Source organism: Streptomyces sp. NPDC042364 (assembly GCF_056437585.1).
In genome coordinates this window covers 53,060-78,935 of sequence record NZ_JBWKAJ010000004.1, presented here as the reverse complement: position 1 = coordinate 78,935, position 25,876 = coordinate 53,060, and the positions used below count along the sequence as shown (strand labels likewise).

The 25,876-nt window shown below is 71.4% G+C and carries 23 protein-coding genes; 19 read left to right on the top strand and 4 right to left on the bottom strand.

Annotated features, from left to right (window positions below; all coding sequences use genetic code 11):
• Nucleotides 1–52 precede the first annotated feature (52 nt).
• From AC067N_RS09845 to AC067N_RS09830, 4 genes are all read left to right on the top strand, one after another.
• Nucleotides 53–601 (top strand): DinB family protein, encoded by a 549-nt coding sequence (locus AC067N_RS09845; protein ID WP_478678377.1) that lies wholly within the window; start codon nucleotides 53–55, stop codon nucleotides 599–601.
• 26 nt (nucleotides 602–627) lie between these two features.
• Complete coding sequence (locus tag AC067N_RS09840) at nucleotides 628–1,269, top strand: PadR family transcriptional regulator (protein WP_478678376.1); 642 nt, start codon at nucleotides 628–630, stop codon at nucleotides 1,267–1,269.
• 76 nt (nucleotides 1,270–1,345) lie between these two features.
• On the top strand, nucleotides 1,346–2,314 hold the full coding sequence (locus tag AC067N_RS09835; RefSeq protein WP_478678375.1) for an ATP-binding cassette domain-containing protein: 969 nt from the start codon (nucleotides 1,346–1,348) through the stop codon (nucleotides 2,312–2,314).
• A gap of 29 nt (nucleotides 2,315–2,343) precedes the next feature.
• The gene (locus AC067N_RS09830) at nucleotides 2,344–3,093 is read left to right on the top strand and encodes an ABC transporter permease (RefSeq protein WP_478678710.1); all 750 of its coding nucleotides are present in this window, start codon (nucleotides 2,344–2,346) and stop codon (nucleotides 3,091–3,093) included.
• 80 nt (nucleotides 3,094–3,173) lie between these two features.
• Here the strand turns inward: AC067N_RS09830 and gad are convergent, their stop codons facing one another.
• Entirely contained in the window at nucleotides 3,174–4,610 is a 1,437-nt protein-coding gene (gene gad / locus AC067N_RS09825) for a glutamate decarboxylase (RefSeq protein WP_478678374.1), read from the bottom strand.
• Nucleotides 4,611–4,702: 92 nt separating this feature from the next.
• Between gad and AC067N_RS09820 the strand changes: the two genes are divergently transcribed.
• The gene (locus tag AC067N_RS09820) at nucleotides 4,703–5,464 is read left to right on the top strand and encodes a MerR family transcriptional regulator (RefSeq protein ID WP_478678373.1); all 762 of its coding nucleotides are present in this window, start codon (nucleotides 4,703–4,705) and stop codon (nucleotides 5,462–5,464) included.
• Nucleotides 5,465–5,615: 151 nt separating this feature from the next.
• The gene (locus AC067N_RS09815; protein WP_478678372.1) at nucleotides 5,616–6,611 is read left to right on the top strand and encodes a DedA family protein; all 996 of its coding nucleotides are present in this window, start codon (nucleotides 5,616–5,618) and stop codon (nucleotides 6,609–6,611) included.
• Nucleotides 6,612–6,685: 74 nt separating this feature from the next.
• Here the strand turns inward: AC067N_RS09815 and AC067N_RS09810 are convergent, their stop codons facing one another.
• Nucleotides 6,686–8,404, bottom strand: coding sequence for a threonine/serine exporter family protein (locus tag AC067N_RS09810; RefSeq protein ID WP_478678371.1), 1,719 nt, complete (start codon nucleotides 8,402–8,404; stop codon nucleotides 6,686–6,688).
• A 142-nt stretch (nucleotides 8,405–8,546) separates the two neighbouring features.
• Nucleotides 8,547–9,038 carry an inorganic diphosphatase gene (locus AC067N_RS09805; protein ID WP_468098156.1) on the bottom strand — a complete coding sequence of 164 codons (492 nt, stop codon included), beginning with the start codon at nucleotides 9,036–9,038 and terminating at the stop codon, nucleotides 8,547–8,549.
• 79 nt (nucleotides 9,039–9,117) lie between these two features.
• On the opposite strand from AC067N_RS09805, the gene dacB reads away from it, so the two are divergent.
• From dacB to AC067N_RS09750, 11 genes are all read left to right on the top strand, one after another.
• A complete protein-coding gene (dacB, locus tag AC067N_RS09800) occupies nucleotides 9,118–10,773 on the top strand; it encodes a D-alanyl-D-alanine carboxypeptidase/D-alanyl-D-alanine endopeptidase (protein WP_478678370.1) in 1,656 nt (551 codons plus the stop codon).
• 181 nt (nucleotides 10,774–10,954) lie between these two features.
• Nucleotides 10,955–12,079: a zinc-dependent metalloprotease gene (locus tag AC067N_RS09795; protein ID WP_478678369.1), complete on the top strand. Its 1,125-nt coding sequence runs from the start codon at nucleotides 10,955–10,957 to the stop codon at nucleotides 12,077–12,079.
• A gap of 191 nt (nucleotides 12,080–12,270) precedes the next feature.
• Complete coding sequence (gene tilS, locus AC067N_RS09790; RefSeq protein ID WP_478678368.1) at nucleotides 12,271–13,434, top strand: tRNA lysidine(34) synthetase TilS; 1,164 nt, start codon at nucleotides 12,271–12,273, stop codon at nucleotides 13,432–13,434.
• Between the two features lie 85 nt (nucleotides 13,435–13,519).
• Complete coding sequence (hpt, locus tag AC067N_RS09785) at nucleotides 13,520–14,080, top strand: hypoxanthine phosphoribosyltransferase (protein ID WP_055542655.1); 561 nt, start codon at nucleotides 13,520–13,522, stop codon at nucleotides 14,078–14,080.
• 199 nt (nucleotides 14,081–14,279) lie between these two features.
• On the top strand, nucleotides 14,280–16,295 hold the full coding sequence (gene ftsH, locus AC067N_RS09780) for an ATP-dependent zinc metalloprotease FtsH (RefSeq protein ID WP_478678709.1): 2,016 nt from the start codon (nucleotides 14,280–14,282) through the stop codon (nucleotides 16,293–16,295).
• Nucleotides 16,296–16,473: 178 nt separating this feature from the next.
• On the top strand, nucleotides 16,474–17,079 hold the full coding sequence (folE, locus tag AC067N_RS09775; RefSeq protein ID WP_189695682.1) for a GTP cyclohydrolase I FolE: 606 nt from the start codon (nucleotides 16,474–16,476) through the stop codon (nucleotides 17,077–17,079).
• 43 nt (nucleotides 17,080–17,122) lie between these two features.
• Nucleotides 17,123–17,989 carry a dihydropteroate synthase gene (folP, locus tag AC067N_RS09770; RefSeq protein ID WP_478678367.1) on the top strand — a complete coding sequence of 289 codons (867 nt, stop codon included), beginning with the start codon at nucleotides 17,123–17,125 and terminating at the stop codon, nucleotides 17,987–17,989.
• Nucleotides 17,986–18,489, top strand: a complete 504-nt coding sequence (locus tag AC067N_RS09765) for a nuclear transport factor 2 family protein (RefSeq protein ID WP_478678366.1) — start codon at nucleotides 17,986–17,988, stop codon at nucleotides 18,487–18,489. Before folP ends, AC067N_RS09765 begins: the two co-directional genes overlap by 4 nt.
• Before the next feature lie 246 nt (nucleotides 18,490–18,735).
• Nucleotides 18,736–19,095 carry a dihydroneopterin aldolase gene (folB, locus tag AC067N_RS09760; RefSeq protein ID WP_478678365.1) on the top strand — a complete coding sequence of 120 codons (360 nt, stop codon included), beginning with the start codon at nucleotides 18,736–18,738 and terminating at the stop codon, nucleotides 19,093–19,095.
• Nucleotides 19,092–19,703 (top strand): 2-amino-4-hydroxy-6-hydroxymethyldihydropteridine diphosphokinase, encoded by a 612-nt coding sequence (gene folK / locus AC067N_RS09755; RefSeq protein WP_478678364.1) that lies wholly within the window; start codon nucleotides 19,092–19,094, stop codon nucleotides 19,701–19,703. Before folB ends, folK begins: the two co-directional genes overlap by 4 nt.
• Before the next feature lie 121 nt (nucleotides 19,704–19,824).
• Nucleotides 19,825–20,310, top strand: coding sequence for a DUF3180 domain-containing protein (locus tag AC067N_RS09750; protein WP_478678363.1), 486 nt, complete (start codon nucleotides 19,825–19,827; stop codon nucleotides 20,308–20,310).
• 81 nt (nucleotides 20,311–20,391) lie between these two features.
• Here the strand turns inward: AC067N_RS09750 and AC067N_RS09745 are convergent, their stop codons facing one another.
• A complete protein-coding gene (locus tag AC067N_RS09745) occupies nucleotides 20,392–22,236 on the bottom strand; it encodes a phosphatidylglycerol lysyltransferase domain-containing protein (protein WP_478678362.1) in 1,845 nt (614 codons plus the stop codon).
• Nucleotides 22,237–22,429: 193 nt separating this feature from the next.
• On the opposite strand from AC067N_RS09745, the gene AC067N_RS09740 reads away from it, so the two are divergent.
• Both AC067N_RS09740 and AC067N_RS09735 read left to right on the top strand, forming a co-directional pair.
• Nucleotides 22,430–23,554, top strand: a complete 1,125-nt coding sequence (locus AC067N_RS09740) for an alpha/beta hydrolase (RefSeq protein WP_478678361.1) — start codon at nucleotides 22,430–22,432, stop codon at nucleotides 23,552–23,554.
• A 236-nt stretch (nucleotides 23,555–23,790) separates the two neighbouring features.
• Nucleotides 23,791–25,638: a coiled-coil domain-containing protein gene (locus tag AC067N_RS09735; RefSeq protein WP_478678360.1), complete on the top strand. Its 1,848-nt coding sequence runs from the start codon at nucleotides 23,791–23,793 to the stop codon at nucleotides 25,636–25,638.
• The last annotated feature ends 238 nt before the right edge of the window (nucleotides 25,639–25,876 follow it).

Genomic DNA, 25,876 nt, shown 5'->3' with positions numbered 1-25,876 from the left:
GAGGTGTCAGAGGGGCTCAGCGGAGCCCGGACCCGACGAAAGGCGGCCGGTCATGGTCACGCACGTGCAGGCAGAGGCGAAGGGCGACGAGCGAGGGGCGCTGCTGGCCTTCCTGGCGGAGCAGCGCGGCGGCCTGCGGCGCGCGCTGCTCGGGCTGACCGGGGAACAGGCCGTCAGCCGGCCGAGCGCGAGCGAGCTGTCCCTGGCCGGGCTGGTCAAGCATGTCGCCGAGGTCGAGCAGGGCTGGATCGCCCGAGCCAAGGGCGAGCCCGCGGCGGTGCACCGGGACGAGTCGAACTGGCACGAGTGCTTCACCCTCGTCGGCGACGAGACCGTCGAGCAGCAGCTCGCGTACTACGAGAAGGTGGCCGCCGAGACGGAGGCGTTCATCCGCGCGGTGCCCAGTCTCGACGACACCTTCGAACTGCCGGCGGCGCCCTGGCACCCGACGGACGAGACGCTCTCGATGCGCTGGCTGTGTCTGCACCTGATCCGCGAGACGGCCCGGCACGCCGGCCACGCCGACATCATCCGGGAGTCGCTGGACGGCGCGACCGCCTTCGAGCTGGTGGCGAGGGAGCAGGGCGGCAGCCGGGGGTGACCCCGCGGGGTCCTACGCTGGGCCCCATGTCAGCGATCCGACTTCTCGTGCTGGGCGCGGTGCGCCAGCACGGGCGGGCCCACGGCTACCAGGTGCGCAACGACCTGGAGTACTGGGGCGCGCACGAGTGGTCCAACGCCAAGCCCGGCTCGATCTACCACGCCCTGAAGCAGATGGCGAAACAGGGACTGCTGCACGCGCACGAGATCGCCCCCTCCACCGCCGGCGGCCCGCCCCGCACCGAGTACGAGATCACGGAGAAGGGCACCGCGGAGTACCTCGGCCTACTGCGGGAGTCCCTCGTCGCCCACAATCAGAAGCCGGACGTCCTCTCCGCGGCGCTCGGCTTCATGGTCGACCTCGACCGCGAGGAGGTGCTCGGACTCCTCCAGGAGCGGGTGCGGACCATCCAGGAGTGGCGCGACGCCGTCACCGACCACTACACCCCCGAGGACGGCCCCGGGCAGCTCGGCCACATCGGCGAGATCATGAACTTCTGGGTCCACTCCGCCGACGCCGGCGCCGAGTGGACCCGGGGTCTCATCGAGCGCATCCGCAGCGGCGCCTACACCTTCGCGGGGGAGGGCGAACCCTTCGTCGGCGTCCTCACCGAGGGCCAGGAGAACCCGTACGCGACGGGACAGCGGCACCCCGAGGACACCCGCTAATCAAGTTTGACCAATGCTCGGCACTGTCTTACCGTGGCTATGTAGTCAAGCTTGACTAGTGAGGGAGTGGGGATCAGTGGCCGACACGGCGATCACCGTCGAAGGCGCACACAAGGCGTACGGCGGCAAGAAGGCACTGGACGGACTCGACCTCGCGGTCGCGCCCGGCACGGTGCAGGGAGTACTCGGGCCGAACGGCGCGGGCAAGACGACCCTGGTCCGCATCCTGTCCACCCTGCTGCGCCCCGACGCGGGCCGCGTCCGGGTGGCCGGGCACGACGTGGTGGCACACCCGCGCGAGGTGCGCTTCCGCATCGGCCTGCTCGGCCAGCACGCGGCGCTCGACGAGGAACTCGGCGGCCGGCAGAACCTGGAGATGTTCGGCCGCCTCTACCACCTGGGCGCCCGCCGCGCGCGCGAACGCGCCGACGAGCTCCTGGAGCGCTTCGGTCTCACCGACACCGGCCGGAAGCCGGTCAAGCAGTACAGCGGCGGCATGCGGCGCCGCCTCGACCTCGCCGCGTCCCTGATCGCCGCACCGGAGGTGCTCTTCCTCGACGAACCGACCACCGGCCTCGACCCGCGGGGCCGGGCCGAGGTGTGGGACTCCGTCCGTTCCCTCGTCGGCGGCGGGACGACGGTCCTGCTCACCACCCAGTACCTGGAGGAGGCCGACCAGCTCGCCGACCGCATCTCGGTCGTCGACGGCGGCCGTGTCGTCGCCGAGGGCACCGCCGACGAGCTGAAACGCCTGACCGGCGGCGACCGTATCGACGTCGTCCTGCGCGACGCCGGCCAACTCGGCGCCGCCGTGGCCCTGTTGCCGGTCCCGAAGGGCGACGTCTCCGTGGACGCAGACCGCCGCCGCCTCAGCGCCCCGGTCACCGACCGCATGACGGCCCTGGCCGGTGTCGTACGGGCCCTGGAGGACGCCGGGATCGAGGCCGAGGACATCGCCCTGCGCCGCCCGACCCTCGACGAGGTCTTCCTGCACCTCACCGAGGACGGCCGGGCCGGGCACCACCGAGTGAAGGAGGCAGCGTGACCACGTACGCGCTCGTCGATTCCTGGACCATGACCCGCCGCGAACTCGCCCACTGGGCGCGGCAGCCGGTCCAGGCCCTGGTCAACCTGGTCTTCCCGGTGATGATGCTGCTGATGTTCGGCTACCTCTTCGGGGGCGGCCGCGGCATCGAGGGCGACTACATCTCCTACCTGGTCCCCGGCATGCTCGCGCTGACCATGGCGTTCGGGCTCGAAGGGACCATGATCGCCGTCACCCAGGACCTCAACAAGGGCGTCATCGACCGCTTCCGGTCCATGCCGATGGCGAGCGGCGCGGTCCTCGTGGGCCGTGCGACCGCCGACATGCTCCAGTCCGCGCTGAACCTCGCGGTGATGCTCGGCGTCGGGTACGCGCTCGGCTGGCGGGCCCACGGCGGCGCCGGGGCCTTCCTCGCGGCCGTGGGCCTGCTGCTGCTCTTCCGCTTCGCCATGCTGTGGATCGGCATCCACCTCGCGATGGTCGCCGGGAAACCCGAGATGGTGCAGGCCGTGCAGATCCTGGTCTGGCCCGTCGGGTTCCTCTCCAACGCCTTCGCCACCCCCGAGACCATGCCGTCGTGGCTGGGGGCCGCCGTCGAGTGGAACCCGCTCTCGGCCACCGCCACGGCGGTACGGGACCTGTTCGGCAACGGCTCGGGCGTCACCGCCACGTCCTGGGCCGCCGAGCACGCCGGCCTCCTCGCGGTGGCCTGGTCCCTGGCCCTGACCGCCGTCTTCTTCCCGCTGGCGGTACGGCGGTTCGCGCGCCTGAGCGAGTAGCCCCGGGGCGGGGCCCGGAATCAGACGAAGCTCGGCCGGACGAAGCTCGGCCGGACGACGCTCGGCCGGACAAAGCGCGACTAGTGGTGGAAGCCGGTCGCGGCGGCCTTGTCGCGGGTGAACGGGTGCGGCTGTTTGCGCAGTTCGGGCAGCAGCCGCCCCAGGTCCTCCACGAACAGCTCGGCGAGATCGGAGGAGAACCCGTTGCGGCACACCACCCGCAGCACGGACAGGTCCTGCCGGTTCTCCGGGAAGGTGTACGCCGGCACCAGCCAGCCCCGCTCGCTCAGCCGCCGTGCCACGTCGAACACGTCGAACGCGGTGACGTCGTCGGTGGTGGTGAAGGCGAACACCGGCAGCTCGTCGCCCCGGGTGAGCAGCCGGAAGTCACCGAAGGCGGCCACCTGCTCCGCGAGCCCGGTGGCGACGTCCCGGGTGGACTGCTGCACCGCCCGGAACCCCTCGCGGCCCAGCCGCAGGAAGGTGTAGTACTGCGCGACGACCTGGGCGCCCGGCCGGGAGAAGTTCAGCGCGAAGGTCGGCATGTCGCCGCCCAGGTAGTTCACCCGGAACACCAGCTCCTCCGGCAGCTCGGCGGGCGACCGCCACAGCGCCCAGCCCACGCCGGGATACACCAGTCCGTACTTGTGCCCCGAGGTGTTGATCGAGGCCACCCTCGGCAGCCGGAAGTCCCACACCAGGTCCTCGTCGAGGAACGGCGCCACCATGGCCCCGGACGCCCCGTCGACATGCACGGGCACGTCCAGCCCGGTGCGCTCCTGCAGCTCGTCGAGCGCCGCGCACAGCTCCGCGATCGGCTCGTAGGACCCGTCGAAGGTCGAGCCGAGGATGCCCACCACCCCGATGGTGTTCTCGTCGCACAGTGCGGCGGCCGCCGCCGGATCGAGGTGGAACCGGTCGCCCTCCATCGGCACCTGCCGGGCCTCCACCTCCCAGAAGGTGCAGAACTTCTCCCAGCAGACCTGCACATTCACGCCCATCACCAGATTGGGCCGGGCGTCCGCCGAGGGGTACCGGTCGGCGTTGCGCCGCGCCCACCGCCGTTTGAGGGCCATTCCGGCGAGCATGCACGCCTCGCTTGACCCGGTGGTCGAGCAGCCGACGGCCGTGGCCGGGTCCGGCGCGTGCCACAGATCGGCGAGCATCGCCACACAGCGCCGCTCCAGCTCGGCCGTGCGCGGGTACTCGTCCTTGTCGATCATGTTCTTGTCCCGGCACTCACCCATCAGGACGCCGGCCTGCGGCTCCATCCAGGTGGTGACGAAGGTGGCGAGGTTCAGCCGCGCGTTGCCGTCCAGCATGAGTTCGTCGTGGACCAGCTGATACGCCGTGGAGGGCGTCAGCGGCCCGTCCGGCAGCCGGTGCCTGGGCGGCGCCTCGGTCATGCCGGCGACCGGGTCGGCCGCGCCGTAGAACGGGTTCATGGCGATCCGCCGCCGGTCGCCGTCGTCCCGCCCGGCGTCGGGGGCCGTGGTGTCCCATCGGTGCAGTGGCATGTCTTCGACGGTAGGTCCGGTACGGGGGACTTGCACCTCACGCGACGTGAGGACCCAGGCTGGACGGCGTAACCGGAAGGGAGGAGCGGAGCATGAGCCACACCGTGGGACAGGTCTCCGGATTCGCCGGGATCACGGTGCGCACACTGCACCACTACGACGAGATCGGCCTGCTCGTACCGAGCGAACGCACCCACGCGGGGCACCGCCGTTACAGCGACGCCGACCTCGACCGGCTCCAGCAGATCCTGTTCTACCGCGAGCTCGGCTTCCCCCTCGACGAGGTCGCGGCCCTGCTCGACGACCCGGAGGCGGACCCGCGGGCCCACCTGCGCCGCCAGCACGAGCTGCTGACCGCCCGGATCGAGAGGCTGCAGAAGATGGCCGCGGCCGTGGAGCACGCCATGGAGGCACGGAAGATGGGAATCAACCTCACGCCCGAGGAGCGGTTCGAGGTCTTCGGGGACAAGGACCCCGAGCAGTACGCCGACGAGGCCGAACAGCGCTGGGGCGGCACGGAGGCGTACGCCGAGTCGCAGCGCCGCGCCGCCTCGTACACCAAGGACGACTGGAAACGCATGCAGGCCGAGGTGGCCGACTGGGGCGCGCGCTACGACGCCCTGATGGACGCAGGCGAACCGCCGACCGGCGAGGCCGCGATGGACCTGGCCGAGGAGCACCGCCGCCACATCTGCCGCTGGTTCTACGAATGCCCCTACGAGATGCACCGGTCCCTCGGCGAGATGTACGTCGCCGACGAGCGGTTCAAGGCGTTCTACGACTCCATGCGCCCGGGGCTCGCCGAGCACCTCAGGGAGGCGATCGCGGCCAACGCCGCCCGTTCGCGCCCCTGACCGCACGGCTTGGTCACAGGGCGGGCACAGGGCACCCTGGACGAGCGAGTGGAACCTAGGGGGGTGACCATGCGTTGATAGCTTTGGTCACCCCTGTGGGTCCTCACCCACAGGTCCTCACTTGTCTCTCACCCCCCAGGAGCCCGGAACCGTGACGACGATCGCCCTCGGACCGAGCTGGCTGGACCCGGATTACCTGCTCGACTCGTTCGGCATCTGGGGCCTGCTCGTGATCGTGTTCGCCGAGTCCGGCCTCCTCATCGGCTTCTTCCTGCCGGGTGACTCGCTGCTGTTCACCGCCGGCATGCTGATCGCGACCGATGTGCTGGACTTCCCGCTGTGGGCGGCCATCGCGCTGATCTGCGTCTCGGCGATCCTGGGCGACCAGGCGGGCTACATGTTCGGCAAGAAGGTCGGTCCCGCCCTCTTCAAGCGGCCGGACTCCCGCCTCTTCAAGCAGGAGAACGTCACCAAGGCCCACGAGTTCTTCGAGAAGCACGGCCCGAAGTCCCTCGTCCTGGCCCGCTTCGTGCCCATCGTGCGCACCTTCACGCCGATCATCGCCGGCGTCAGCGGCATGAAGTACCGCACGTTCCTGATCTTCAACGTCGTCGGCGGCGTCCTCTGGGGCGCGGGCGTCACGCTCCTCGGCGCATGGCTCGGCCAGATCGACTTCGTCCGCAAGAACATCGAGGCGATGCTGATCCTCATCGTCCTCATCTCGGTGCTCCCGATCATCATCGAGCTGCTGAAGGCCCGTAAGGCGAAGAAGAACCAGCCCGAACAGCCCCCGGCCGCCCCGGTCATGGACGACGCGACGACCCAGCTCCGCCGTATCCCGTCCGCCGACCAGACCCAGCCCTACCCCCACCAGGCCCCGCACCGGCAGCAGTACGACCCGCACCAGGGCCACGACAACCAGGGCCACCAGGGGCAGCAGGGCCACCAGGGCTATCCGGACCAGGGTTACGACAACGGCGGCCACCAGGACTACGGCTACCAGCAGCCCCAACAGCAGCCCTACGCCCCGCAGTACCCCCAGGGCAACCAGTACCCCCAGGGCAGCCAGTACCCGCAGGGCAACCAGTACCCGCATGACCAGAACCAGGGCTACCAGGGCCAGGGCCAGAACTACCCGCAGTACTGACGCACTCCGCTTCGGCGGCGCCCCTGCACCTCAGGGGCGCCGCCGCTTTCGCGCCACCCCGAGCCGTCGGGCGCTCAGAATCCCCTGGTCCTCTTCGCGGCCTTGCGCCCCGCCCGGGCCGCCCCCGGCAGGAACAGCCGGAACAACTCCGACCCCAGATTAACCCCGATGGCGATCGCCATGGCCAGCGCCGCCGCCTTCGTCAGTGACACCAGCCCCGCGTCCACGTCGTTCTGCGCGAACGCCAGCAGCCCGAAGTACGTCGCCGAACCCGGCAGCAGCGGCCCGATCGCCGCCGTCGTGTAGGGCAGCGCCGACGCGAACCGGTACCGGGACAGCAACTGGCCGAACAGCCCCACGACCCCCGCCGCCACCGCCGTGGACGCGACCGGGGAGATCCCGCCCGCGTAGTGCATCGCCCCGTACACCGACCAGGCCACACCCCCGTTGAGGGTCACCGCCAGCACGGTGGATCGTTCCTGCTGGAGCAGGACCGCGAAGGTCAGCGACAGCAGCATCGACGCCGCGAGCTGCAGCACGGGCCGCTCGGCGGTGCTCAGCTCCGCGTCCGGGTTCAGCTGGGCCCCCAGGCTCACCCCGAAGTACAGGACGAGCAGCACCCCCACCACGATGCCCACGAAGAGGTACATGACCTCCAGCAGCCGGGCGGAGGCGGTGATGTAGAAGCCGGTCAGCCCGTCCTGGACGCCCGCGACGAGCGCCCGCCCGGGCAGCAGGGCGAAGAGCCCACCGGTGATGACGGCGGCGGCCTCCACGTCCACGTCGGCCACGGTCAGCGCCACCCCGAGCGCCGCCGGGGGCATCGCCGCCACCAGGAACTGGTAGAACTCCGGCAGCCCCCGCCCCGAGCACACCCACGCCAGCCGGTCGCCCAGCATGGCCCCCAGCGCCGCCGCGACGAACACGACCACGCCGCCGCCGACCAGCGTGGACGCGGCGCCCGCCAGCAGCCCGCTGGAGGCCGTCAGCACCCAGCCGGGATACGGGTGCCGGTTGCGCCGAATCTCCGCGAGCCGCCGGTACGCCTCCTCCAGCGAGATCACGTTCTCCGGGTCGCTGAGATCGTCCACCAGCCGGAAGACGGACGCGAGCCGGGTGTAGTCGGTGGCCCGGCGCCGGACGATGCGCGACGCCGAGACCGGGTCGTCCACGAGCGACGGCTGATACGTCACCGACAACTGGGTGAAGGTCACCGTCGGCTCGCAGCGGTCCAGACCGTAGGACCGGCACACGGCGAACATCGCCGCCTCCACGTCCTCCGCGCCCTCACCGCCGGCGAGCAGCAGCTCCCCGATACGCAGCGTCAGGTCGAGCACACGCGGCACGGCGGGCCCCGACTCGCCCTCCGCCCGCACCGGCTCCGGCGCGGGCCGCTCGGCCACCGGCATCCGCAGCATCGTCCGCATCCGGTCCTGCCAGGGCACGTCCTTGGTCAGGCTGACGGCCGGCATCCCGCCCGGCGGTGTGAACGCGGGCGGCGCGTGCTTCGCGTGATACGTCCGCGGCGTACTGAACGCCGACCCCTCCTGCTCCCAGGCCACCGGCTCGGGCGGCGTGAGCCCCCGCGGCAGGGCGAACTCCGAGGTCGTCTGCGACTCCGGCTCCACGGCGGCCGGCGGCACGTCCAGCCCGGCGGGGATCGCGAACTCGGACGTCACCGACGACTCGCCGTCGATCCCCGGAACCGGCCCCGACCGGCCCGCCGCCCTCACGGCGGCGAAGGCGCTGCCCGCCTCGTCCGACACCGGCTTGCGGTCCTCGCGTCCCGTCACTCCCACTCCGCGGTGCTCCCTGTACGACAGCTCCAGTACCCCTCAGTATGCGCGGCATGACACACCGGTACGCGAACGGGCCACGCGTCCCGCAAGGGGACACGCGGCCCGTTCGGTACGGCGGCCGGCAAGGGCCGGGAGGTCAGTGACCGCCCTGCTCCTTGAAGCGCTTGTACGACTTCTCGACCTCGGCCTCGGCGTCGGCGCGGCCGACCCAGTCGGCGCCCTCGACGGACTTGCCGGGCTCCAGGTCCTTGTAGACCTCGAAGAAGTGCTGGATCTCCAGGCGGTCGAACTCCGACACGTGGTGGATGTCACGCAGGTGCTCCACACGCGGGTCGGACGCCGGGACGCACAGCAGCTTGTCGTCGCCGCCGGCCTCGTCGGTCATCCGGAACATGCCGATCGCGCGGCACTTGATGAGGCAGCCGGGGAAGGTCGGCTCCTCCAGGATGACCAGCGCGTCCAGCGGGTCGCCGTCCTCGCCGAGCGTGTTCTCGACGAAGCCGTAGTCGGCCGGGTAGCTGGTCGAGGTGAAGAGCCGACGGTCCAGGCGGATCCGACCGGTCTCGTGGTCCACCTCGTACTTGTTCCGCGAACCCTTCGGAATCTCGATCGTGACGTCGAACTCCACCGGTGGCTCCTCCATGATCAACACATAGTTCTGGTGGTTAAGTGTCCCTCACGCAGGTGTGTGATCGCGAAAGGGGCTGGTGGTCGTGCCCGAGCCGAAGGTCTGGCGGGCCGCGAGACCGCATGTGGTGCGGGTCGCGCGCGCCGTGAAACCGGGTGTCGTGCGGCTGACGCACGCCGTGAAACCCGGTGCCGCGCGCGTCGCACAGGTGGTGAAACCCGGTGTCGTACGCGTCACGAGCGCCGTCGGCGCGCGCTCTTCGCAACTCATGGGGAGCACGAAGAACCTCACGAACCTCCAGCTCACCGCGGGTGCGGCCACCCTGGGGCTGGTGCTCTCGGCCGGCGCCGTCTTCGCCGCCGGGCCCTGGGACTCCACCGGCCAGCGTACGGCCGAGCGCGACTGGGCCGCATCGCACGGTCACGAGGGTGGCGCAGATCACGGTCGTGATGCCGGTGGGTCGTCCGGGTCGGCCCAGGGGGCGCCCAAGCCCGCACCGAGCGCCCCTTCCGTGCTGACCGGCCTCGGCGGCGCCTCCGGCGCGGACTCCGCGCCCGGCGGCGACGCCCTCGCCGCCGTCCTCGACCCGCTCCTGGACGCCCCGGCGCTCGGCCCCCGCCGGGCGGGCGCCGTCGTCGACGTGAGGACCGGCGAGCTGCTGTACGGCAAGGGCGCCGACGAGGCGCTGACGCCCGCCTCCACCACCAAGATCGCCACGGGCGCGGCGGTCCTCTCGGCGGCCGGTCCGGACCACCGCATCAAGACCCGGGTCGTCCTGGAGCCGGACTCGGACGAGGTCGTCCTCGTCGGCGGCGGCGACCCCACCCTGACGGCCCACAAGGACGCCGGGGGCTACGCGAGCCTGCGCACCCTCGCCGACCGGACCGCCGCCGCCCTCGCGAAGCGCCATCTGAAGAAGATCACGCTCACCTACGACACCTCCCTCTACGACGGACCCGAGCTCCACGCCATCGGCCGCGACGTCAACATCGCCCCCGTCACCGCCCTCATGGTCGACGAGGCCCGCCTGGACGACTCCACCAGTGGCACGGCCGACCGCAGCCTCGACCCGCCTGCGGACGCCGCCCGCGCGTTCGCCGACCTCCTGGAGGAGCGAGGCGTCAAGACGACGAAGAGCTCCGCCGCGGGCCCCGTCACGGCCTCCGGGAAGGCCGAGGAGATCGCCTCCGTGTCCTCGGCACCCCTGTCCACCCTCGTCGAGCGCATGCTCACGCACAGCGACAACGACATCGCCGAGGCCCTGGCCCGCCAGGTCGCCCTGGCCTCCGGCGAACCGGCCAGCTTCGAGGGCGGCGGCGCGGCGATCAGGAAGGAACTCAAGAAACTCGAAGTCCCCCTCGGCGACATCGCCTTCGCCGACGGCAGCGGTCTGAGCCGAGGCGACCGGCTGACCCCCGCCCTCCTCACCTCGCTCCTCGCCGCCGCCGCGTCCCCCTCCCACCCCGAACTCCGCCCGGTCCTCACCGGCCTCCCCGTCGCCGGCTTCACGGGCACCCTGCGCACCCGGTACCCCGCCGACTCCACCGGCACCGGGCTCGTCCGCGCCAAGACCGGCACCCTGACCGGCGTCAACACCCTGGCCGGCACCGTCGTCGACGCCGACGGCCGCCTCCTCGCCTTCGCCTTCATGGCCACGGAGACGACCAACCGCGACGCCGCCCAGGCCGCCCTGGACACGGCGGCCTCGGCCCTGGCCGACTGCGGCTGCCGCTGACCCCGAGAAGGGCCACACCCCACCCAGGACCGCGAATCCCCGAACGGGCCGCGGTCCTGGAACGGGCGCGGGGAACTACGCGAACAGCCCCCACCCTCCTGCGCCTGCCCACCCACGCAGGGCGCCCCCCACCTGTCGCGCGGCCTGCCCCAACCCGCAGCGCTCCCGTACGGTTGACAACATGACGCGCATCGGTGGTGCCGAGATGGTCGACTGGAATCTCGCGGTGACGACCGCTACCCGGCTCGTACGGCCGGGCCCCGAGGTGAGCCGCGACGAGGCCAGGGCCATCGTCGCCGAGCTGCGCCGGCACGCGAAGGCCTCGGAGGAGCACGTCCGGGCGTTCACGCGGATGCTCCCCGACCAGGCCGACGACACACCCGTCCTCGTCGTCGACCGCCCGGGCTGGGTCCGGGCGAACGTCGCCGGGTTCCGGGAGCTGCTCAAACCGCTGCTGGAGAAGATGCAGGAACGTCGCAGCGGAACCACCGGCGGGGCCGTGCTGGGCGCCGTCGGCGGCAAGGTCACCGGCGTCGAACTCGGCATGCTGCTGTCGTTCCTGGCCTCCCGGGTCCTCGGCCAGTACGAGACGTTCGCCCCGGCTACCCGCGAACTGCCCGCGGGCGAGAACGGCGGCGGCAGGCTCCTGCTGGTCGCCCCGAACATCGTCCACGTCGAGCGCGAACTCGACGTCCAGCCCCATGACTTCCGCCTCTGGGTCTGCCTCCACGAGGAGACCCACCGGACCCAGTTCACGGCCGTCCCCTGGCTGCGCGACCACCTCGAGGGTGAAATCCAGTCTTTCTTGCAGGAGACCGAGGTCGACCCCATGACGGTCCTGGAACGCATCCGGGAGGCCGCGCAGTCACTCGCCGGGGGCCGTCCCGAGGGAGAGGTCGGCGACGACGGTCACTCGATCGTGGAGTTGGTGCAGACCCCCGCCCAGCGCGAGATCCTCGGCCGCCTCACCGCCGTCATGTCCCTTCTGGAGGGGCACGCCGACTTCGTCATGGACGGCGTGGGCCCCGCGGTGGTCCCCTCCGTCTCCGAGATCCGCGAGAAGTTCCAGCAGCGGCGCGCGAAGGGCGCCTCACGACTGGACGTCGCGCTGCGCAAGCTGCTCGGCCTGGACGCCAAACTGCGGCAGTACCGGGACGGCGAACGGTTCGTACGAGCGGTCGTCGAGCAGGTCGGCATGGACGGTTTCAACCGGGTGTGGACCTCTCCGAACACCCTGCCGACGAAGGCGGAGATCGCCAAACCGGCGGACTGGGTCGCGCGGGTGCACCGAAAGGCGGAGTCGTGAGCCGCGCGCGAGCGTGGTGAACGAATCCGGCCGACGGCAGGCGAACGCCTCTCCAATCACCCGTCCGAGGGACCGTGAGCGAGGGGTAGGCGTGCGATGCTCGGGGAACGGCCCGGGTCTGTCACCATCTACACACTCTGAGTGACCGACCTCGGCCTCACCCCCCGACAATTTCGTGAAGGGAACCGGACATGGGTCCCCACCCCGCGGTCGCGGCGATACGCCTGGCGGTGCGCCGCGTACTCCATGACATCCTCACCGAACACAACACGAACACCACCCGTCGCACGCCCGCTCTCGCGACCCCGGGCGCGCTGTCTCTGACCGGCGCACAACCGGCGTCCACGCCCCGCTCGGCCGTACCTTCCGAGGTCGTGCCCGCCCCGGCGGCGTCCGAGGAGCCCCCGTCCCCCGGCGGGCCCCCCTCGCACGAGCCCGCGCTCCCGCCGCTCGTGCTCGTCGCCTGCTCCGGCGGCGCCGACTCCATGGCCCTCGCCTCCGCCCTCGCCTTCGAGGCTCCCAAGCTCGGCATCCGCGCCGGCGGCATCACCGTCGACCACGGACTGCAGCCGGGTTCCGACCTGCGCGCCGAGGAAGTCGTCCTGCGCCTGCGCGGACTCGGCCTCGACCCGGCCGAGTCCGTCGCCGTCACCGTCGGCCGCGACGGCGGCCCCGAGGCCGCCGCCCGCGACGCCCGCTACGCCGCTCTGGACGCCGCCCTCGAACGCCACGGCGCCGCCGCCGTCCTCCTCGGCCACACCCGCGACGACCAGGCCGAAACCGTGCTGCTCGGCCTCGCCCGGGGATCCGGCATCCGCTCCCTGTCCGGTATGGCCGCGGTCTCGGGGGCCGACGGCCGCTACCGCCGCCCCTTCCTCGCACTCGACCGCCAGACCGCACGCAAGGCCTGCATGGTCCAGTCCCTCCCCGTCTGGGACGACCCCCACAACACCGACCCCGCCTACACCCGCTCCCGCCTCCGCCACGAGGGCCTGCCCGCCCTGGAGAAGGCCCTCGGCAAGGGCGTCGTCGAAGCCCTCGCCCGTACGGCCCAGCTCTCCCGCGACGACGCCGACGCCCTCGACACCTGGGCCCGCCAGGCCGAAGCCTCCGTCCGCGACGCCGCGGGCCTCCTGGAGTGCGCCAAGCTCTACGCGCTGCCCCCCGCCGTACGCCGTCGCATCCTGCGCCGCGCCGCCATCGAGGCCGGTGCTCCGGCCGGTTCCCTCTTCGCCCGCCACATCGAGGAGATCGACCGGCTCATCACCGGATGGCGGGGCCAGGGAGCCATCAATCTCCCCGGCCGGGTCGTCGCCCAGCGCCAGGGTGGCAGACTGGTGATTCGGCAAGGCTGAAACCGGACGCCGAAGGGGCCCCGACCGGGCCCCGGGCCCACAGAGGAAGAAGCGTTCGGCAGCGGCCCTGGGACGACCGAAAGTGATGCGGGTGGACGCGAAAGACATGGGTGCCGACCTCAAGCAGGTACTCATCACCAAGGAAGAGATCGACGCGAAGCTGGCCGAGCTGGCCGCGAAGATCGACGCGGAGTACGCGGGCAAGGACCTGCTCATCGTCGGAGTCCTCAAGGGCGCGGTGATGGTCATGGCGGACCTCGCCCGGGCGCTGTCCACCCCGGTCACCATGGACTGGATGGCCGTGTCCTCCTACGGGGCGGGCACCCAGTCCTCCGGTGTGGTGCGGATCCTCAAGGACCTCGACACCGACATCAAGGGCAGGCACGTCCTGATCGTCGAGGACATCATCGACTCCGGCCTGACCCTGTCGTGGCTGATCTCCAACCTCGGCTCCCGCGAGCCCGCCTCGCTCAAGGTGTGCACCCTGCTCCGCAAGCCGGAGGCCGCCAAGGTCGCCATCGACGTCGAGTGGGTCGGCTTCGACATCCCCAACGAGTTCGTCGTCGGCTACGGCCTCGACTACGCCGAGAAGTACCGCAACCTCCCGTTCGTCGGTACGCTCGCGCCCCATGTCTACGGCGGCTGAAACGCCCTCGTGACGAGCGCGGGGCAGTCTTACTGAGACGCTCGGGAACCCCAGCGGGTTTCAAGCCGTTGGAGCAGGCGAGGACGGGGTGCCATCGGTCCTACGCGGCTTCGGGTGACAATGCTGGGGTACCGTCCGAAGAACAGTCTTTATCAAACTCACTATGGCAGGAGGGACGGGGCGGCACCGCTCCGTATGGATGGACGTGAAGCGATACTTCCGTGGGCCAGTCATGTGGATCGTGCTGGCCGTCCTTGCCGTGGTCGTGTTGATGCAGGTCGTCGGCTCGTCCGGCGGCTACAAGACGGTGGACACCGGCCAGGTCGTCCAGGCGATCAATGACAACAAGGTCCGAGAGGCCAAGCTGACCACCGGCGAAGAGCAGACCATCAAGGTCCAGCTCAAGGACGGCGAGAAGATCGAGGACAGCTCGAAGATCCAGGCGAGCTACATCGGCGACCAGGGTGTGACCCTCGCCAACACCCTGCAGGACAAGTTCCAGAACAAGCAGATCCCCGACGGCTACACCGTCTCCCCGACCAAGCAGAACGCTTTCGTCGGCATCCTGCTGTCCCTGCTCCCCTTCGTCCTCATCGTCGTCGTCTTCCTGTTCCTGATGAACCAGATGCAGGGCGGCGGCTCCCGAGTGATGAACTTCGGGAAGTCCAAGGCCAAGCTCATCACCAAGGACACCCCGAAGACCACGTTCGCCGACGTCGCCGGTGCGGACGAGGCCGTCGAGGAACTCCACGAGATCAAGGAGTTCCTCCAGGAGCCCGCCAAGTTCCAGGCCGTCGGCGCCAAGATCCCCAAGGGTGTGCTGCTGTACGGCCCGCCCGGCACCGGCAAGACGCTCCTCGCGCGCGCCGTCGCCGGCGAGGCGGGCGTCCCCTTCTACTCGATCTCCGGTTCCGACTTCGTCGAGATGTTCGTCGGTGTCGGCGCCTCCCGGGTCCGCGACCTGTTCGAGCAGGCCAAGGCGAACGCCCCCGCGATCGTCTTCGTCGACGAGATCGACGCGGTCGGCCGCCACCGCGGCGCCGGCCTCGGCGGCGGACACGACGAGCGCGAGCAGACCCTGAACCAGCTGCTCGTCGAGATGGACGGCTTCGACGTCAAGGGCGGCGTGATCCTCATCGCCGCGACGAACCGCCCCGACATCCTCGACCCGGCACTGCTGCGCCCCGGCCGTTTCGACCGGCAGATCGCCGTCGACCGCCCGGACATGCAGGGCCGCCTGGAGATCCTCAAGGTCCACCAGAAGGGCAAGCCGGTCGCGCCCGACGTCGACCTGTCCGCCGTCGCCCGCCGCACCCCCGGCATGACGGGTGCCGATCTCTCCAACGTCCTGAACGAGGCCGCCCTGCTGACGGCCCGCAGCGACAAGAAGCTGATCGACAACCAGATGCTGGACGAGGCGATCGACCGCGTGGTCGCGGGCCCGCAGAAGCGGACCCGGATCATGTCGGACAAGGAGAAGAAGATCACCGCGTACCACGAGGGCGGCCACGCCCTGGTGGCGGCGGCCTCCCCGAACTCCGACCCGGTCCACAAGATCACCATCCTGTCCCGGGGCCGCGCCCTCGGCTACACGATGGTCCTGCCGGACGAGGACAAGTACTCGACCACCCGCAACGAGATGCTCGACCAGCTCGGCTACATGCTGGGCGGCCGCGCCGCCGAGGAACTGGTGTTCCACGACCCGACCACCGGCGCCGCGAACGACATCGAGAAGGCCACCAACCTGGCCCGTGCGATGGTCACCCAGTACGGCATGACCGAGCGTCTCGGCGCCATCAAGTTCGGCGGCGACAACACCGAGCCGTTCCTCGGCCGTGAGATGGCTCACCAGCGCGACTACTCGGAAGAGGTCGCCGCGCTGGTGGACGAAGAGGTCAAGAAGCTCATCGAGAACGCGCACAACGAGGCCTGGGAGATCCTGGTCGAGAACCGCGACGTCCTCGACAACCTGGTGCTCCAGCTGCTGGAGAAGGAGACGCTGGGCAAGGAGCAGATCGCCGAGATCTTCGCCCCCGTCGTCAAGCGCCCGCCCCGGCCCGCCTGGACCGGTTCCTCCCGCCGCACCCCCTCGACCCGTCCGCCGGTGCTCTCCCCCAAGGAACTCGCACTGACGAACGGCGCCAACGGCGCGACGCCGGCGATCACCGCCAAGTCCACCGTCGAGGCGACCACCGAGGAGCGTCCCGAGAGCTGACGCCCACCCGGTGAGATCCGGCCACCGGGAGCCAGTGCTCCCGGAGCCTCCCACCTCACCAGGCCCGGAATGGATGCCGCGCCCCCCTGGTTCTAGCCTGGGGGGCGCGGCACTGTCATATGGCCGTAAACAGACGCGTCAGCCGCACGCGTCACAGGCTGCAGGAGCGAGGCACCACATGACCGACCCCGTGACGCTGGACGGCGAGGGCACCATCGGCGAGTTCGACGAGAAGCGCGCCGAGAACGCCGTACGGGAGCTGCTGATCGCGGTCGGGGAGGACCCGGACCGGGAGGGGCTCAGGGAGACGCCCGCGCGGGTGGCGCGGGCGTACAAGGAGATCTTCGCGGGGCTGTGGCAGAAGCCCGAGGACGTGCTGACCACGACGTTCGACATCGGGCACGACGAGATGGTGCTCGTGAAGGACATCGAGGTGTACTCGACATGCGAGCACCATCTCGTCCCGTTCCGGGGCGTCGCCCACGTCGGCTACATCCCGGCGACCAGCGGGAAGATCACCGGGCTGTCCAAGCTGGCCCGTCTCGTGGATGTCTACGCCCGTCGGCCGCAGGTGCAGGAACGACTCACCACGCAGATCGCCGACTCGCTGATGGAGATCCTGGAGCCGCGTGGAGTGATCGTGGTCGTGGAGTGCGAGCACATGTGCATGTCGATGCGGGGCATCCGCAAGCCCGGCGCCAAGACCATAACGTCGGCGGTGCGCGGGCAGCTGCGGGACGCCGCCACGCGGAACGAGGCGATGAGCCTCATCATGGCCCGCTGACCGGTCCCGGCGGGAGTTTGACGACAGCCCCTAGGCTTGTCGCATGAGCAAGCTGAACCGGCGCGGCCTGGTGGCGGGTATGCCCCTGTGGGACCGCTGCGCGGTCATGGGCGTCGTGAACGTCACCCCGGACTCCTTCTCCGACGGCGGCCGCTGGTTCGACACCACGTCGGCGGTCAAGCACGGCCTGGAACTGGTCGCGGAGGGCGCCGACCTGGTCGACGTGGGCGGGGAGTCGACCCGACCCGGCGCCACCCGCGTCGACGAGACGGAGGAACTCCGGCGGGTCGTCCCCGTCGTACGGGGCCTGGCCTCCGAAGGCGTCACCGTCTCCGTGGACACCGTGCGCGCCTCCGTGGCCGAGCAGGCGCTCGCGGCCGGAGCGGCCCTCGTCAACGACGTCAGCGGCGGACTCGCCGACCCGGCGATGATCCCGGTCGTCGCCGACGCCGGCGCCCCCTTCGTGGTCATGCACTGGCGCGGCTTCCTGGAGGGCGGCAACGTCAGGGGCGTGTACGAGGACGTCGTCTCCGAGGTGGTGGACGAACTGCACGTGCGCGTGGAGGCCGTTCTGGAGGGCGGTGTCGCCCCCGACCGCGTCATCGTCGACCCCGGTCTCGGCTTCTCCAAGGACGCCGAGCACGATCTCGCCCTCCTCGCCCACCTCGACCGGCTGCACGGGCTCGGCCACCCCCTGCTCGTCGCGGCCTCCCGCAAACGGTTCCTCGGACGGGTGCTGGCCGGCCCCGAGGGCTCGCCGCCGCCCGCGCGGGAACGCGACGCCGCCACCGCCGCCGTCTCGGCCATCGCCGCGCAGCAGGGCGCCTGGGCCGTCCGCGTGCACGAGGTGCGCGCCACCGCCGACGCCGTCCGCGTCGCCCGCGCGATCGAAGGAGCCACGGAGCGGTGAGTTCGGCCCACACCGATGTCGAGCAGGTGGAACTCGCCAACAGGTCCTTCTACGAGGCGATGGAGCAGGGCGACTTCGAGACGCTCTCCTCGCTCTGGCTGGACCCCGCCGACCTGGGCGTGGACGAGGAGTACCACGACCCCGCCGAGACAGGCGTGATCTCCTGCGTGCACCCAGGCTGGCCGGTGCTCACCGGCCGCGGCGAGGTGCTGCGGTCGTACGCGCTGATCATGGCGAACACCGAGTACATCCAGTTCTTCCTGACCGACGTGCATGTCTCGGTCACCGGGGACACCGCGCTGGTGACCTGCACGGAGAACATCCTCAGCGGCGCGCCGGCGCCGGACGGCAGTGACGAACCGGGGCCGCTCGTCGGACAGCTGGTCGTCGCCACGAACGTGTTCCGCCGCACGGCCGACGGCTGGCGGCTGTGGTCGCACCACGCCTCTCCCGTCCTCACCGAATCCGCCGACGACGACGGCGAGGAGTCGCCCTCCTGAGCGGAGGGGCCCGGTCCGGGGTCCTGACGTGACGGGGAACACGGGCGGGCGGGTATGGGCGGCGCCCGGACCGTGAGCCATCGTGTTCCCCGCGGGACATCGCCCGGTGAACCCTTCGCCTCCCGGAGTGGGCGCGGGCTCCCCGGGCAGGCGCTGTCAGTGCCCGCAGGTAGATTCGAGGTGGCCGGTGTGCCGACCGCGCCCGGAAGACATCGGCCGATACCGACGACTGCAGGAGTGATTCGCGTGGATCGTGTCGCGCTGCGCGGCCTGAGGGCCCGCGGGTACCACGGGGTGTTCCCGCACGAACGCGAGGAGGGCCAGACCTTCGTCGTGGACCTCACGCTGGGCCTGGACACCCGGCCGGCCGCGGCCGACGACGACCTGGCGAAGACCGTGCACTACGGGATCGTGGCGGAGGAGGTCGTGGGCATCGTCGAGGGCGAGCCGGTGAATCTCATCGAGACCCTCGCCGAGCGCATCGCCCGGGCGTGCCTGGGGCACGAGGGGGTCCAGGAGGTCGAGGTGAGCGTCCACAAGCCGAACGCCCCGATCACCGTCCCCTTCGACGACGTGACCGTCACCATCACCCGGAGCCGAGTATGACCGCGTTCTTCACCCGGGGTCAGAGCGACCCGACCGTACAGCCGGTGCCCGCCTCCGTGGTGCGCCGGGTGGACGAGGCCGACACCACCCTCCAGAACCCGCGGCGCGCCGTGCTCTCCCTCGGCTCCAACCTGGGCAACCGCCTGGAGAACCTCCAGGGGGCCATCGACGCGCTGGAGGACACGCCCGGTGTCCGTATCAAGGCCGTGTCGCCGGTGTACGAGACGGAGCCGTGGGGCGTGGCGCCCGGCAGCCAGCCCTCGTACTTCAACGCGGTCGTCGTGCTGAAGACCACCCTGCCCCCGTCGTCCCTCCTGGAGCGCGCCCAGGCCGTCGAGGAGGCCTTCCACCGGGTCCGCGACGAGCGGTGGGGGCCCCGCACCCTGGACGTGGACATCGTGGCCTACGCCGACGTGGTCTCCGACGACCCGGTGCTCACCCTGCCGCACCCGCGTGCTCATGAGCGGGCCTTCGTCCTCGCGCCCTGGCACGACGTGGAGCCGGAGGCGCAGCTCGCGGGCCGCGGCCCGGTGGCCCGGCTCCTCGACGGCCTCACCCGCGAAGGCGTGTCGCCCCGCGCCGACCTGGAACTCCACCTGCCCGAGTAGTCGTTAAGGTCTACCAGGTCGGGATCGTCACCCGACGCCACCGGGTCCGGCGCTCGGGCCGACCGTCCGACGCCCGCGGATCCCGGTGTCCGCGGACCACCAGGCTCGTCGAAAGGGCATCGTGAAAGAGCTGCGCATCAGGACGCTGGCCACGGTGTTCGTCGTGGCGGGGGTGCTGTCCTGGGCCGGGGCCCGGCTGTGGAACTCGGTGGGCACCCTGCCCAGCGTGCCGCTGGCCGCGCCCATCGTCCTGGCCCTGATCGCCGCCGTCCTCACCGCCACGGCGCTCTCCATCCGCAGCCGACTCAAGGCCCAGCGGGAGCGGCAGCCGGACGCCAAGGGGGTCGACCCCCTGATGGCCGCCCGCGCCGTCGTCTTCGGCCAGGCCAGCGCCCTAGTCGCCGCCCTGGTCTGCGGTATCTACGGGGGTGTGGGTGTCTTCCTGCTGGAGTCCCTGGAGGTCCCGGCCCGCCGCGACCAGGCCATCTACGCCGGCTTCTCCGTCCTCGCGGGCATCGGCGTCATAGCGGCCGCCTTCTTCCTGGAGCGTGTGTGCAAGCTCCCGGAGGACGACGACACCGACGGGGGCGCGGCACGGGCCGCCTGACCCCGGTCGATCCGTTCATGACCCGAGCGAGAGCCCCTCGGCACGGGTGGTGGGGCTCTCGCTCAGGCTGTTCGGGGTGGGTCAGGCCGCCTGGGCGGTTCTTTCGTTCAGGTCGTGGTTGCGTCCGGCGTGGGCGCAGGGGGCCGGGGGCCTGGGGCGGCGGCGGAGGACGCGGGGGAGGGCCAGGTTGACGAACCCTTCGGCCTGCATGGCGGCGAGACCGATGCGGGGGAGGTCGCGGGAGGCGGCGTAGACGACGAAGCGGGGTTCCCAGCGGGGGCGGAACTTGGCGTTGAACTTGTAGAGCGACTCGATCTGGAACCAGCGGGACAGGAAGACGAGCAACCCGCGCCAGGCGCGCAGGACGGGGCCCGCGCCGATCCTCTCGCCGCGGGCCAGGGCCGAGCGGAACATCGCGAAGTTCAGGGAGACGCGCTGCACGCCCAGGCGGGGAGCCGCCTGGAGGGCCGCCACGATGAGGAGTTCGTTCATGCCGGGGTCGGCGGAGCGGTCGCGGCGCATCAGGTCCAGGGAGGCGCCGTCGGGTCCCCAGGGCACGAAGTGGAGTACGGCCTTCAGGTCGCCGTAGGGCCCGGGGGCCTCGTCCGCCTTGTGCGCCGTGGCGATGAGGCAGTCGCCGTCGTCCGGGTCGCCGATGCGGCCGAGGGCCATGGAGAAGCCGCGTTCGGTGTCGGTGCCGCGCCAGTCCTCGGCGGCGCGGCGGACGCGGTCCAGCTCGGCCTCGCCGAGGTCACGGACGCGCCGTACCCGGGTTTCGTAACCGAGGCGCTCGATGCGCTTCACCATTTGACGCACGTTGCGCATCGCGCGCCCGGCGAGGGAGAAATCCGAGACGTCCACCACCGCCTCGTCGCCCAGTTCGAGGGCGTCGAGACCGGTCTCGCGGGTCCACACCTCGGCGCCGGTCTCGGAGCAGCCCATGACGGCGGGGGTCCAGGAGTGGGCCTTGGCCTCGTCCATGAAGCGTTCGATGGCGCCGGGCCAGGCCTCGACGTCGCCGATCGGGTCGCCGCTGGCGAGCATCACACCGGAGACCACGCGGTAGGTCACCGCCGCCTTGCCGCTCGGCGAGAACACCACCGCCTTGTCGCGGCGGAGCGCGAAGTGGCCGAGGGAGTCACGGCCGCCGTGCTTGGCCAGCAGGGTACGCAGCCGGGCCTCGTCGTCGGAGGTGAGGCGGGCCGCCGGGTGCTCGGGGCGGAAGGCGAGGTAGATGGTGGTGATGGCGGTCAGCAGACCGAGGGCGCCGAGCGAGAAGGCGACCGTCCAGGACGTGTTGCCGGCGTAGTCGACCGGGCCCTCGAAGCCGAACAGGCCGTAGATGACGTGTTCGAGCCGGTCGGCGAGGCTCGGGTCGCCCACCATGCGCCCGGGGTGGGCGCTGACGACGATCAGGCCGAGGAGGATCGAACCGGTGCCCATCAGCATGAAGTTGGCGAGCGCCCGCCAGCGGCTGGTGGGGTCGGGAAGGGCGCGGAACTCGTCGCGGTGGCGCAGCAGCGGGACGAGCAGCGCCAGCGAGACGAGGACGCCGACGAGCGAGTGGCGGTAGGTGAACTGGGCGATCGCGCCGGCCGGGAGGAGCACGACGGCGGCGCGCCAGGCCCGCCGTTTCCGGCGTCGCAGCCCGTGGGCGAGCAGCAGGAGCAGGACTCCCGCGCTCAGCGACAGGGCCGCGGCGAACGGGCCGAGGGCGCCCGGCAGCACCTCGGCCAGCGCGTGCATACGGCTGTGCCGGAAGCGGGGGAACACGCCGGCGGCGATGTCCACGAGTCCGACGAGCGTGCAGGCCCGGGCGACCAGAGCGGGCACCGCCTCGGGACGCGGCCCGCGCAGCAGACCGCGTGCGCGCTGGGCGGCGCTCATCGGGAGTCGGTCCGACCGGACCGGAACCCCACCCGACATTTCCCCATCTGTCCTGACAGACATCGCATCCCGTAGTTCCGCAAGAGAGCTTGGATCCGGTGCCATTTCCGGCACCCGGCGACATTGCGCCCTCTAGGACGGTGGCTTGGCCACGGAGGTTCACTCTCCATCGGAAAGCTGAACCAAAGGGCAGGGAAAGACAGGGAAAGAAAGGGCGGCGGGGGACAACCCGATGGGTCTAACGAGCAACAAGGTGCTGGTGCTGGCGGTGTTGTCCGCCGTGCTGCTGTTCGTCGGCACGGTGTGGCTGTGGCCGAGGCTGGCACGGCGGGGCTGGCGGGCCGTGTGCGGACGGATCGGGGTGCTGCTGGCCACGCAGGTCGCCGTCTTCGCGGCGATCGGCCTCGCCGCGAACCAGGCCTTCGGGTTCTACGCCAGCTGGGCCGATCTCTTCGGCCGGGAGACCGGTCAGGGCGTGGTGGTCGACCACGACGACGCCGAGACCGGGGGGCCGTTGCGGGTCCTCGGCACCCGGCAGGTGAACGTGAAGGGCGGCGGGCGGCCGGACGTCGGCGGCCAGATCCAGAAGGTCGAGATCGTGGGCCGTGTCTCACGGATCGCGAGTCCGGCGTACGTCTATCTGCCGCCGGAGTACTTCCAGTCCCGGTACCGCACCCGCAGCTTCCCGGCGGCCGTCGTCCTCACCGGGTACCCGGGTACCGCCGAGGCGCTCATCAAGGGCCTGCACTTCCCGCAGACGGCCCACGCGCTGGCCCGCGACGGCAAGGCGCAGCCGATGATCCTGGTCATGCTGCGGCCGACCGTGGCCCCGCCGCGCGACACCGAGTGCGTGGACGTCCCGGGCGGGCCGCAGACCGAGACGTTCTTCGCCGAGGACCTGCCGGACGCCGTGGGCCACCACTACCGCGTCGGCGCGAAGCCCGGCAGCTGGGGTGTCATCGGCGACTCCACCGGCGGGTACTGCGCGCTGAAGCTCGCCGTCCACCACCCCGGCACGTATGCCGCCGGGGCCGGTCTCTCGCCGTACTACAAGGCGCCGCTCGACCCGACGACCGGTGACCTCTTTCAGGGGAACAGGACGCTTCAGAACGAGGCCGATCTGTTCTGGTACCTGAAGCACCGGCCGGCGCCCGACACCTCTCTCCTCGTCACCAGCAGCAAGCAGGGAGAGGTCAACTACAAGGCCACGCTGGACTTCATCGAGTTGGCGAAGGAGAAGCGGCCGACGCGGATCTCGTCGATCATCCTCGACAGCGGCGGACACAACTTCAACACGTGGCGCCGGGAGATTCCGGCGACGCTGCAATGGATCAGCGGACGGCTCGGCGACCGGTGAGGGGCGGGTTCCGGGCCGGTCGGCAATTCCGTGGAATTGCGCGGGGGCGAAAGAGCGCGATGTGGCCAAGGCGTATCTGGAATGACGGGAGTTGATCGAGTAGAGGAGCCGCCGGTGAGCGCAATGGTGCCCCGGTGGTGAGGGAGCTTGTGAGGGCTTGTGAGAGGTGAGAGGGGCGGCTGAGTTTTTACGGCCCGGGGCACCATGATTCGCCTACGCGCGGTAAGTTTCTGGCCATGCCACGTGGACGTCACCGCCATTCACCGCCTCTGCACAGGCTGCTGCCCCCCACGGCGATCGCAGGCGTCTCGCTCGTCTGCGCCCTCGGGCCCTGGGTCTTCTCCGAGCCAGCGGTGCTCCGGGTCGCCGCCGCCGTCGCGGCGGCCACCGCGGCCGTGGGCGCCGCGGTGATGCGCCGCTGGGACGTCGAGGCGGGCAAACGCGTCGCCGACCTCACGCGCGCGCGGGCGAGCGACGAGTGGCGCCACGAGGAGCGGGTCGCGGAACTGGAGACGGACCTCGAGGAGTCCCGCGAGCTGCGCACCAAGCTGGAGCACAAGCTCCGCGCCAAGCGGACCGAGTTGGCGAACCTGCGCAACGAACACGCCGCGCTGCTGCGCCGGTACGCCACCGCCGAGACCGAGCGGGCCAGCGCCCTGGAGGGCCGCCGCCTGCTGGAGATCGAGGCGACGGCCCCGGAAGGGGCACGGGAGTTGACGGCCGGTGGCGAGGACACGGCGGGGGCGCCCGGCACGACCTCCGGGGCCGGTACGGCGGACGCGGCTAGGGGCCGTACCGCCGCCCGGTCGACGGTGCCCCCGCAGGGGGCTCCCGCGGCGGGGGCGCCCTGGGCGGCCCGTGGGGGCGCGGTCGGCGCGGATGCGGTCGCCGACGACGCCGACGACGAGGCCGAGGACGTCGACGATGTGCCGGGCGAGGGCGGGAAGCCCGCGTTCGGAGTGTTCTCCCCGGCCGGTTCCTCGCTGTGGCTGCGGGCGAACTCGGCGCTGGAGCGGATCATCACCCAGCGGGCCTCGGTGAAGGACACGGGACGGGTCTCGGCCGACGGGGAGAGCGGAGCGGGGGCGGATTCCGGGCCCGTGGCCGTGGCGGACACCGGGGCGGACGCCGCGGTGGAGGCCGTCGCCGAAACGGAGGCCGTCGCCGGGGCGGAGGCCGATGTCGAGGCCGAGGCTGCGGCGGAAGCGGACAGCGGGGCCGACACGGAGAGCGACGCGGACACCGGGACAGAGGCCGAGGCAGGGGCCGGCGGCGAGGCCGCGACGGAGGCCGAGGCGGACGGGACCGTGACGGAGACCGAGACGGACGGGGCCGACGATGCGGACGGGACCGAGGCCCCGGGCCGGCGCGAGGGTGAGGACCGGGACGGCGCGGGGGCTGCCGTGGAGGCCGGCGGGCCTGGCGGGCCGGGCGATGCGTCTGAGTCCGCCGACGCGTCCGATGAGCAGCCCGCCAAAGGGCTGTCGGTGAAGGACGGTTCCGGCAAGGGCGGTTCGCCGGAGGACGACCCGGACGGGCCGAACGGCGGTGGCACCGGGCAGGGACGTTCCGCCGAGGCGGAGGCGGAGGCGGAGCGGGCTACGGTCGTGACCGCCGAGGAGGACGACCCGGCGGGGAAGCCCGGGGCGGTCGACGTGGACGAGCACGCGACCGCCCGGCCCGCACCGGAGGCCCCCTCTCCGGCCGCGCCTGTTCCCGCGCGGTCGGAGACGTCGCCGGAGCCCGTGGAGCCCGCGCTGCCGGCGGTCCGGCCGCCCGGTCACTTCACCGTGCCCACCGCCGTTGCCGTCGTCCCGGCGGCGCCGCGGCGGCGGACGGCCGTCGAGGGCGGGTTCGACTTCTTCGGTACGCAGAAGGAGGCGGACGTCATCGAGGCCGTGCAGAACGAGGACCTCGCCGACGTGGTCGGGCAGGAGGCGCTGGCGCTGCACAAGGCCGAGTCCGAGGCGCGGTTCAAGCGCATGGACGAGGCGGCACGTGGGGTCGGCCAGGTCATCGACCTCACGGCCCACGACGAGACGGAACAGATCGACCTCCACGGGCTGCGCACGGCGGCGTCCTGAGCCAGCCCGGCCTCAGCTTTCCGGCAGCCTGAGGCCGCGCGATCGCACCCGCCTGGCCTCCGAGGCTTGCTCCGGCCTCCGTAGACCCGCCCGGTTTCCGATGCCTGCGTGGCCTGCGGGGTTCGCCCGGCCCGATGGGTTCGCCCGGCCTCAGCTTTCCGGCAGCCTGAGGCCGCGCGATCGCACCCGCCTGGCCTCCGAGGCTTGCTCCGGCCTCCGTAGACCCGCCCGGTTTCCG

What these genes read in the sequence shown, in the direction of transcription:
- AC067N_RS09840 (WP_478678376.1), top strand. Translation starts at nt 628, where the DNA reads ATGTCAGCGATCCGACTTCTCGTGCTGGGCGCGGTGCGCCAGCACGGG.
- folP (WP_478678367.1), top strand. Translation starts at nt 17,123, where the DNA reads ATGAGCAAGCTGAACCGGCGCGGCCTGGTGGCGGGTATGCCCCTGTGG.
- ftsH (WP_478678709.1), top strand. Translation starts at nt 14,280, where the DNA reads ATGGACGTGAAGCGATACTTCCGTGGGCCAGTCATGTGGATCGTGCTG.
- AC067N_RS09820 (WP_478678373.1), top strand. Translation starts at nt 4,703, where the DNA reads ATGAGCCACACCGTGGGACAGGTCTCCGGATTCGCCGGGATCACGGTG.
- folE (WP_189695682.1), top strand. Translation starts at nt 16,474, where the DNA reads ATGACCGACCCCGTGACGCTGGACGGCGAGGGCACCATCGGCGAGTTC.
- folK (WP_478678364.1), top strand. Translation starts at nt 19,092, where the DNA reads ATGACCGCGTTCTTCACCCGGGGTCAGAGCGACCCGACCGTACAGCCG.
- tilS (WP_478678368.1), top strand. Translation starts at nt 12,271, where the DNA reads ATGGGTCCCCACCCCGCGGTCGCGGCGATACGCCTGGCGGTGCGCCGC.
- AC067N_RS09740 (WP_478678361.1), top strand. Translation starts at nt 22,430, where the DNA reads ATGGGTCTAACGAGCAACAAGGTGCTGGTGCTGGCGGTGTTGTCCGCC.
- AC067N_RS09735 (WP_478678360.1), top strand. Translation starts at nt 23,791, where the DNA reads ATGCCACGTGGACGTCACCGCCATTCACCGCCTCTGCACAGGCTGCTG.
- AC067N_RS09830 (WP_478678710.1), top strand. Translation starts at nt 2,344, where the DNA reads ATGACCCGCCGCGAACTCGCCCACTGGGCGCGGCAGCCGGTCCAGGCC.
- AC067N_RS09795 (WP_478678369.1), top strand. Translation starts at nt 10,955, where the DNA reads ATGACGCGCATCGGTGGTGCCGAGATGGTCGACTGGAATCTCGCGGTG.
- hpt (WP_055542655.1), top strand. Translation starts at nt 13,520, where the DNA reads ATGCGGGTGGACGCGAAAGACATGGGTGCCGACCTCAAGCAGGTACTC.
- AC067N_RS09745 (WP_478678362.1), bottom strand. Translation starts at nt 22,236, where the DNA reads ATGTCGGGTGGGGTTCCGGTCCGGTCGGACCGACTCCCGATGAGCGCC.
- AC067N_RS09845 (WP_478678377.1), top strand. Translation starts at nt 53, where the DNA reads ATGGTCACGCACGTGCAGGCAGAGGCGAAGGGCGACGAGCGAGGGGCG.
- gad (WP_478678374.1), bottom strand. Translation starts at nt 4,610, where the DNA reads ATGCCACTGCACCGATGGGACACCACGGCCCCCGACGCCGGGCGGGAC.